A 7,811-nucleotide genomic window follows, 5' to 3' on the forward strand; every position below is an offset into this window, starting at 1 on the left:
CATAACAGCCGCCTTAGCATCACGCTCACTCAACGCCCCCTGATAACAAGGTCGTCAGTAAGGTCTGCAATTGCAGATGCAGCATCCACCAACCGCCGACCAGCACGAATAACGTCAGGCAAAGCCAGAAAAAAGCCGATTGGAATAAACGGTGTTGCCGACGTGGCCTAGCCTCCATCAGCAAAGGGGGGGGCAGGGCAATATCGTAGGCGGTGACCCGCTCACCCAAGGTTTTCATCAATTGCTCTCGCGGTTGCTGCTGTGACTGGCCGTGATAGACGCCCTCAAACCCTAGGCGCAATACCCGGTAAAAGCAGGTCAGAACGGCAGGATCCGACGCGGGCTCACGTAACACTTGGCGCATACGCTCATACAAGAGTTCACCGGCCTGCAACGTGTTGAAAAAATGGGTTTGCAATGGCGTCTGGATCCAGGTGTCATAACCCTCATCCTGCTTTCTGCGCCCCAGGACGGTTTCATCCAGCAACGCACATTGGGCATAAGTAATGTGTTCAATACTTTCGGCGCTGTAGCCCGCCTCAGTGAGCCGGCTTTGGGTGTTGCTCACCTGCTGCAGACAGCGCTGGTAAAGCGCCGCCCCCTGCTGCGCTGGCACACCTCGGCGTAGCTCTACCACGATCAACCAGGTGTCATACAGCAAACTGTCGATAGAAAGTTGTTTGATTGGTTTCATGAACGTAGCACCGCGAAGAGTTCAAGTTGCACATCTGGCAACGTGCCCGGCACATAGAACGCACAGACCCCCGCCTCCAACATGCTTTTTGCCGCGGGATGCGTCAGATCAAAGGCGAAATATTGATTTTCCAACCGCAAAGGAATAGCCGCAGGAACATGACTGAGTGGAATCAGCGGCACGCCGTTGAGGGCAATATTTACGATGTTGTTCACATCGTCTGGCGTTCCGACCTTACACAACAAGGGGAACTGACGTTGCAACAGATGCGCTGGCAAGCTGGAACGTACGGACAGATAGAAATCCGCTTCGTCTCGCAGGCGAACATCGTTGAGTGAGGCTTTCCACTGATTCTCACGCACTTTTTCCAGCTCAATCGCGATCACTCGCGAAGGCAGGCTGGCTTCCAGCAATGTGCTTATAAGCTCGAATAACGGAGGAAATACGCCGGTCAGGTTTTCATGCTGATACGTAGGGATCGCCTCCAGATCATGTTCCAGCGAGAAGGTCAGTAACGCACCGGCCAACTTCACCAATTCACGATAAATAATCTCTGGGTGCAGGGCCGGGTGAGCCAGGAAGTCGTTCAAGACCGGCTCATAGGTATTCAGTGCATTGAGCAACCAAAACAGTGACACATCGGCCACGGCAAAATCTGCCATACGTTGATTGCTTTCACGGCGCATTCCCATCAGGCGAGTACGTTTCGCCCGTAGCTGAGCCAGCAGGCTGTCCAGCCGATTCCATAACCCGCTATGGGCTTTAAAACTCAGCAGCGGCGGCACGAATTGCGCATCCAGCGCCCAAAGGCCTTGCCCATCCCGCACCAGTCTCGCCACCGGGCAGGTCAGGTAATCACCATTCTCTTCTGAAGCAAAACGCAGGGTTAATGCCAGGCGTTCAACCGCAATGGATTCTGCCTCATTACCAAACAGATCCTGAGCGCTCACCCATTCCTGGCGATAGCGTATCGGGCGCTCGGCCTGTTCTTCCATCATCAGGCAGTTGCCGCCGTTGGCATGCAACAACGGCAGCGCTAACAAAACCTCAACGCTACGTTGAGGTTCTGTCAGTGCTGAAGCCAAGTCAATTGCTGGTGGCAGGTTATCCGTTACATCAGTGTCAACCAAACTCCCGTCCGGCAAACGCAAACGGAGGTGTTGTGCTTTCAGCCGATTAAGACGCAATGCATCTTGATCAAACTCGGCACACAACACCCCCCAGGGATGATTCAGCGACAGGTGCGCAATGCAGTCATTAACATAACTTTCCCAACGCGCCTGCTGCTGAAATTGTTGAGGGGACAAAAACGCCCCCTCCGTCCACAACGGACGTAAGATTTTCATAACCTGCTGCTCCCGTATGCCTGCTTAGGCTTTCGCTTTTGGCATCTGGGAAACCAGCGACAGATTGACATCCATCCCTTCTACCTGGAAGTGCGGCACAGCATACAGTTTCACGCGGAAGAAGCCCGGGTTGTCTTCGATGTCTTCAACTTCAACCTTGGCATCGCGCAGCGGGTGGGAAGCCTGCAGATCGTCACCTGGATCGGTCATCTCGGTTACCAGCCCACGCACCCAGTTGTTCAGCTCAAGCTCCAGCAGACGACGATCTTTTGTCGTACCGATATTTTCACGCTGAATCAGCTTCAGGTAGTGAGCAATGCGCGACAACAGGAAGATGTAAGGCAGGCGCGAGTTGATACGGCTGTTGGCCGTGGCATCCGCGGTGTCATACAACGCAGGTTTCTGTGCGGAGTTGGCAGAGAAGAAGCAGGCATAGTCGCGGTTTTTGTAGTACGACAGCGGAATGAAGCCCAGGTTGGCGAATTCAAACTCGCGCGTTTCCGGGATCATCACTTCTGATGGGATCTTCACCTGATTGCCGGTACCCAAGTCATACAGGTGGATAGGCAGATCGGTCACAGCACCGCCAGCCTGTGGCCCACGGATCTGTACACACCAGCCGTTCTTGATAAAGCTTTTCACCATGTTGGCAGCGAAGGCGAACGATGCATTGGTCCACAGATATTTTTCATGATCCGGGCCTTTCACTTCTTCCACATAGTTGAAGCTACGCACCGGCACGGTATCCGGGCCATACGGCAAACGGCCCAGCACGCGTGGCATGGTCAGGCCGATATAGCGCGCATCGTCGGTATCACGGAAGGATTTCCACTTGATGTACTCGGCACGATCAAAGTAGTTGCCAATATCTTTGATAGCGGCCACTTCTTCCATGCTGGATTTACCGAAGAACGCCGGGCCGACCGCACCGATAAACGGCATATGCGCAGAAGCAGAAACTTTAGAAATGTTACGCAGCAGGGCAATATCCTGCGGGCCTGCGTCGAACTCATAGTTGGAAATCACCGCACCGATTGGCTCGCCGCCTGGGGTGTCATATTCCTGAATATAGGCATGGCGATACATTCCGCTCTGAATGATTTCTGGTGAGTCTTCGAAATCCTGGCGCAGGTCTTCTTTAGAAATATCCAGTACTTCAATTTTCACGTTCTGACGGAAATCGGTACCATCGATCAGTTGCTTCAGGCCACGCCAGGAGGATTCGACTTTCTGGAATTCCGGGTGATGCATGACCACGTCCAACTGACGGCTGATCATCTGATCGAGTTCGGCAATGTGGTGATCCAGCAAGGTTTTATCCAGACGCTCCACTTTTTGCCCTGATTGCTTCAGACGCTCCAGAAAAACCTGAACCGCAGCGGTTACACGCTCATCGGCGGTAGTTTCGGACAGTGCGGTATTGTCTTGATAAGCATCCAGATCGCCCAGTGCGGATACCGGCGTCAGGTTGATTTTTTCAAACAGGGAGGCATAAACACTACCCTCTTGTGGACGTTCCAGCACGGTGGTCTGGCTTTCCTTGGTGTTTTCAGTATTTACAGACATCAGCATACTCTCGTGTTAATCCAGCTCAGGGTTTACGCTTCTTTCGGGGCAAGCGCGGCCAGTTCAGCGCGCAAATCTGCGCTTAACGATTCGTCTTTAAGGATGGCTTCCAGCTCTTTACGGAAGGTCACGTTATCCAGGAGGTTGGACTTGAGATCGCGCAGCAGATTGCGCATAGAAAGGAGAGCACGCAGTTGCGGTATGTTGCGGGCTACCTGCTCTGGTTCAAAATCTTTCATTTCTTTGAACGTCAGGGCGATATTCTCTTCGCTTTTATCCCCTGCCAGGGTGTTTTCCACCACCAACCTGACGGAAGGGCTGAACTCGGCCAGCACGCTATCGAAGTTATTTTTATTGACAGAGATTTTCTCACGTTCAGACAACGCCCGATGCTCTTGCCCGTTGCTGTAATCGCCCATCACCATTAGCTTGAGCGGGAGTTCAACTTTTTTCTGCGCACCACCGGTATGGAGGTCGAGTTTAATGTTTACGCGCGCGCGCGGTATCTCATTTTGGTAGCTGGAGGAGGCCATAACAGTCCTTATTCACTGAGCAATTTAAGTAAGGACTGCCTGTTGAGGTGTGAAAGCACAACGGCAATCCTTGCCAGACAAAAACGTCAATCAGATGTTGCGCTGCATAAGCAACGTAAGCATAGGGTGCTCATTCATTTTTAGAATGAATGAGTATAAATACATAAAATTTATTTATGATGTAACGAAAAACCTTGGCTCATTTGAGCCATTACAAAACATAAGATAATCTTAAGGAGATTATTATGTCAATATTAATTTTCCCGTCAGATATTAAGGCCCGTAAATTTCATTTACTAAAAATACGCCTTATTATTTAAGAAAAGTCCAACAAAAAACCAAACAGCGCGTATTGCATAAGATGCTAATTAATTGGGGTTTACACACTTACCTATTGAGTCATTTAAAAGCTCATTTTCATCTATTTTTTCTAAAAGTGATCTACATCAAAGAATCAAACGCACACAGAGTGAAATAGGAGCACAATGCATTCATGGTGTGAATTTTAAAAACAAAACCATAGAATAATTAAATTTATTAATCTTATCATAAGAACCCAAGATAGGCCTTGGCATACCCACCATTGACGTCATTCATTAATATTTCGAAAATATCTATTCCCACCTAGTTATAATTTCTTCACGGTTATTGCTGACCTTTCTATTTTTATTTTCTCTATTCCAAATGTGAAACTGCCTAATTTTCGAACACTACAACCTCTCATCGGATGTAATGGCATGCATTCAACACCTGCATTACGCTATGCTTAAGTATCGCTAGAACCAAGGAAAAACGATGAATAACACCCCAGACACTGCTCTGACCGCTACCCAGGCTCTCGATAAACTTGAGGCCATGTATGATGCATCAGTTTGCGCACTACGAGGGGCTATCAAAGACTTCATCACTCATGGCACTCTGCCAGACGAGAAATCCCGTGCCGAAGGACTGTTTTCTTACCCTGAATTACGCGTCCATTGGGATGGCGAACCCTCCAATAGCCCCAGAGCACGCGCCTATGGCCGATTTACCCGACCCGGTGATTACACAACGACCATCACCCGGCCACAGTTATTCCGTCATTATTTATCTGAGCAACTGATCCTGCTGGAAAGTGAGTATGCAGCCGTCATTGAAGTGGTTGCTTCTAAACAGGAGATCCCCTTCCCTTATGTGATAGATGGTTCCGACCTAACCCTGGATCGTTCGATGAGTACAGGGCTCACCAAACATTTCCCAACCACCGAATTGGCACAAATCGGCGATGAAACCGCCGATGGCCTGTTCCCTTTTACCAACCAGTTTCCGCTTTCGCACTTTGACGCACTGCGCACCGATTTCTCGCTGGCTCGTCTACGGCATTATACCGGCACGCCTGTAGAGTATTTTCAGCCTTTTGTCCTGTTTACTAACTACACGCGCTACGTGGATGAGTTCATTCGCTGGGCATGCCAACAGATTAGCAATCCAGCCAGCCCTTATGTGGCGCTATCTTGTGCCGGCGGCCACTATGTCACTGCACAAACGCCGAACCCAGAACAGACAATTTCAGATCTTGCCTGGAAGAACCACCAGATGCCTGCCTACCATCTGATTGCCCGCGATGGGCAAGGGATCACGTTGGTCAATATCGGCGTTGGCCCCTCTAACGCCAAGACAATCTGCGATCATCTGGCGGTATTACGCCCGCATGCCTGGCTGATGATTGGTCATTGTGGTGGTTTGCGCGAAAGCCAGTCGATCGGTGACTACGTTCTGGCTCATGCTTATCTGCGTGATGATCATGTCCTCGACTCAGTATTACCCCCAGATATCCCTATCCCAAGCATCGCGGAAGTACAACGCGCACTTTATGACGCCACTAAAACGGTCAGCGGTATGCATGGGGAAGCGGTAAAACAGCGTTTGCGCACCGGCACGGTGGTCACGACGGACGATCGGAACTGGGAATTGCGCTACTCAGCCTCAGCGCTGCGCTTTAACCTGAGCCGGGCCGTAGCGGTGGATATGGAAAGTGCCACCATCGCCGCCCAAGGTTACCGCTTCAGAGTGCCTTACGGCACCCTGCTGTGCGTTTCTGACAAGCCGCTGCATGGCGAGATAAAATTGCCGGGCCAGGCAAACCGCTTCTATGAAGGGGCGATATCCGAACACTTGCAAATCGGGATCTGCGCGATCGATCTGCTACGCGCTGAAGGTGAACATTTGCATTCACGTAAGCTGCGCACCTTTAACGAACCCCCCTTCCGTTAACTGGCGAGCAGTAACGCGAAAGACTGCCTAATGATGCTGTAGATAGAGAAAAGAAAAACCCCGCATGTCTCCACGCGGGGTTTGGTTTTCTCTTTCACTAACGGGGCTCAGTGAGCCGCAGTCGTGCTACTCGTTGGCATAACATCCAGGATCCGCACGGTGTAGACCATAGTGGCCCCCGGTGGGATATCCGGTGCCATTCCTTTATCACCATAGGCGAGTTCAGGTGGCACCACCAGTGTCATACTGCCATGGTTTTTCAGCTTACTGATGGCCTCGCGGAACAGCGGCGGATAAGCACTCAAAGGCTGCGAAATAGAGGTCCCCGCCAGGTCCATATCTTTAATCACTTTGCCATCGGTCAGGCTTTCTTTCACCACAACGGCAACCGTGTCTGCCTCACTGATATTGCCATCACCCTTATAGTCTACCCGGTAGTAGAAACCCTGTGGTGATTTAACGACCCGTGGCTGTTTCTTGAATTTTTCGATATATTTTTTGCCTGCCTGCTCACTCTTTGTTTTCAATTGCTTATGCTGATTGTTAAGCTCCAATTCGCTTTCATACAACGCTTTAGCAATTTGCTCTTTATTCATTTTAATCTGGCCATTGAGCGTATCAGCAACACCTGCCAATGCCAGTTGCCGATTAACATCAACACCCTGCGATTTTTTGCTCTCCAGCAAACTCACGATGTCGCTACCCAATGAAGTACCGATAGCATAATCACGTTTTTCCTGATCGGTTTTAGGCTCCGGCACAGCAACAGTAGCAACGTTATCAGAAGGGGTTTTCTTAGCGTCAGCCAGCGCTTGCTGCAATTGTTTAAGCGCTTGCGCCTGCTGCTCACTGTCTTTGGTCTGTGCAGCCAGTTGCTCCTGCAGCTTGGCACTTGCCTGCTGGTTTTCCTGCGCGGTTTGTTGCAGCTGTTTTACCAGCTCCGCTTTTTGCTCATTATCCTTGGTCTGCGCCGCCAGTTGCTCTTGCAGCTTGGCATTCGTCTGCTGATTTTCCTGCAACGTTTGCTGCTGTTGTGCTAATTGCTGCGCTTTCTGCTCGCTGTCTTTGGTCTGTGCAGCCAGTTGCTCCTGCAGCGTGGCCAACGCCTGTTGCCCCTGTTGCAGTTGCTTCACCTGCTGGCTTTTCTGTTCGTTATCTTTGGTTTGTGCCGCCAGTTGCTCTTGCAATTTGGTATTGGCCTGCTGACTTTCCTGTACAGTTTGTTGCAACTGCTTGACCTGCACCGCTTTCTGTTCGCTGTCTTTGGTTTGTGCAGCCAGTTGCTCCTGCAGCTTGGCACTGGCCTGCTGATTTTCCTGCACGGTTTGCTGCAGCTGTTTCAACTGTTGCGCTTTCTGCTCGCTATCTTTGGTCTGCGCCGCAAGCTGCTCTTGCAGCTTGGCCACTTCCTGTTGCCCC

General features: G+C 50.8%; 6 protein-coding genes. 1 reads left to right on the forward strand and 5 read right to left on the reverse strand.

Features of this window, described 5'->3' with window-relative positions; all coding sequences use genetic code 11:
• Window positions 1-25 precede the first annotated feature (25 nt).
• Genes tssL through tssB form a run of 4 tightly spaced genes read right to left on the reverse strand, consistent with a single transcriptional unit; the run spans window position 26 to window position 4,139 of the window.
• On the reverse strand, window positions 26-694 hold the full coding sequence (gene tssL / locus WG891_RS19935; protein WP_337261673.1) for a type VI secretion system protein TssL, short form: 669 nt from the start codon (window positions 692-694) through the stop codon (window positions 26-28).
• Window positions 691-2,040 (reverse strand): type VI secretion system baseplate subunit TssK, encoded by a 1,350-nt coding sequence (tssK, locus tag WG891_RS19940; RefSeq protein ID WP_337261674.1) that lies wholly within the window; start codon window positions 2,038-2,040, stop codon window positions 691-693. Before tssK ends, tssL begins: the two co-directional genes overlap by 4 nt.
• A 24-nt stretch (window positions 2,041-2,064) precedes the next feature.
• Window positions 2,065-3,612: a type VI secretion system contractile sheath large subunit gene (tssC, locus tag WG891_RS19945; protein WP_337261675.1), complete on the reverse strand. Its 1,548-nt coding sequence runs from the start codon at window positions 3,610-3,612 to the stop codon at window positions 2,065-2,067.
• A 26-nt stretch (window positions 3,613-3,638) separates the two neighbouring features.
• Window positions 3,639-4,139: a type VI secretion system contractile sheath small subunit gene (gene tssB, locus WG891_RS19950; RefSeq protein WP_337261676.1), complete on the reverse strand. Its 501-nt coding sequence runs from the start codon at window positions 4,137-4,139 to the stop codon at window positions 3,639-3,641.
• Window positions 4,140-4,934: 795 nt separating this feature from the next.
• Here tssB and WG891_RS19955 point away from each other — a divergent pair.
• Window positions 4,935-6,392, forward strand: a complete 1,458-nt coding sequence (locus WG891_RS19955) for an AMP nucleosidase (RefSeq protein ID WP_337261677.1) — start codon at window positions 4,935-4,937, stop codon at window positions 6,390-6,392.
• A gap of 107 nt (window positions 6,393-6,499) precedes the next feature.
• Here the strand turns inward: WG891_RS19955 and WG891_RS19960 are convergent.
• Window positions 6,500-7,811 (reverse strand): FKBP-type peptidyl-prolyl cis-trans isomerase N-terminal domain-containing protein (locus tag WG891_RS19960; protein WP_337265226.1); only part of this gene is annotated, 1,312 nt, incomplete at its 5' end.

Origin of the sequence: Serratia sp. MMO-28 (assembly GCF_037199905.1) — a bacterium.
Lineage (GTDB): Bacteria > Pseudomonadota > Gammaproteobacteria > Enterobacterales > Enterobacteriaceae > Chania > Chania oryzae.

Bases quoted from the DNA above. Each gene is read 5' to 3' on its own strand.
- tssL (WP_337261673.1), bottom strand. From the start codon at position 694: ATGAAACCAATCAAACAACTTTCTATCGACAGTTTGCTGTATGACACC.
- tssK (WP_337261674.1), bottom strand. From the start codon at position 2,040: ATGAAAATCTTACGTCCGTTGTGGACGGAGGGGGCGTTTTTGTCCCCT.
- tssC (WP_337261675.1), bottom strand. From the start codon at position 3,612: ATGCTGATGTCTGTAAATACTGAAAACACCAAGGAAAGCCAGACCACC.
- tssB (WP_337261676.1), bottom strand. From the start codon at position 4,139: ATGGCCTCCTCCAGCTACCAAAATGAGATACCGCGCGCGCGCGTAAAC.
- WG891_RS19955 (WP_337261677.1), top strand. From the start codon at position 4,935: ATGAATAACACCCCAGACACTGCTCTGACCGCTACCCAGGCTCTCGAT.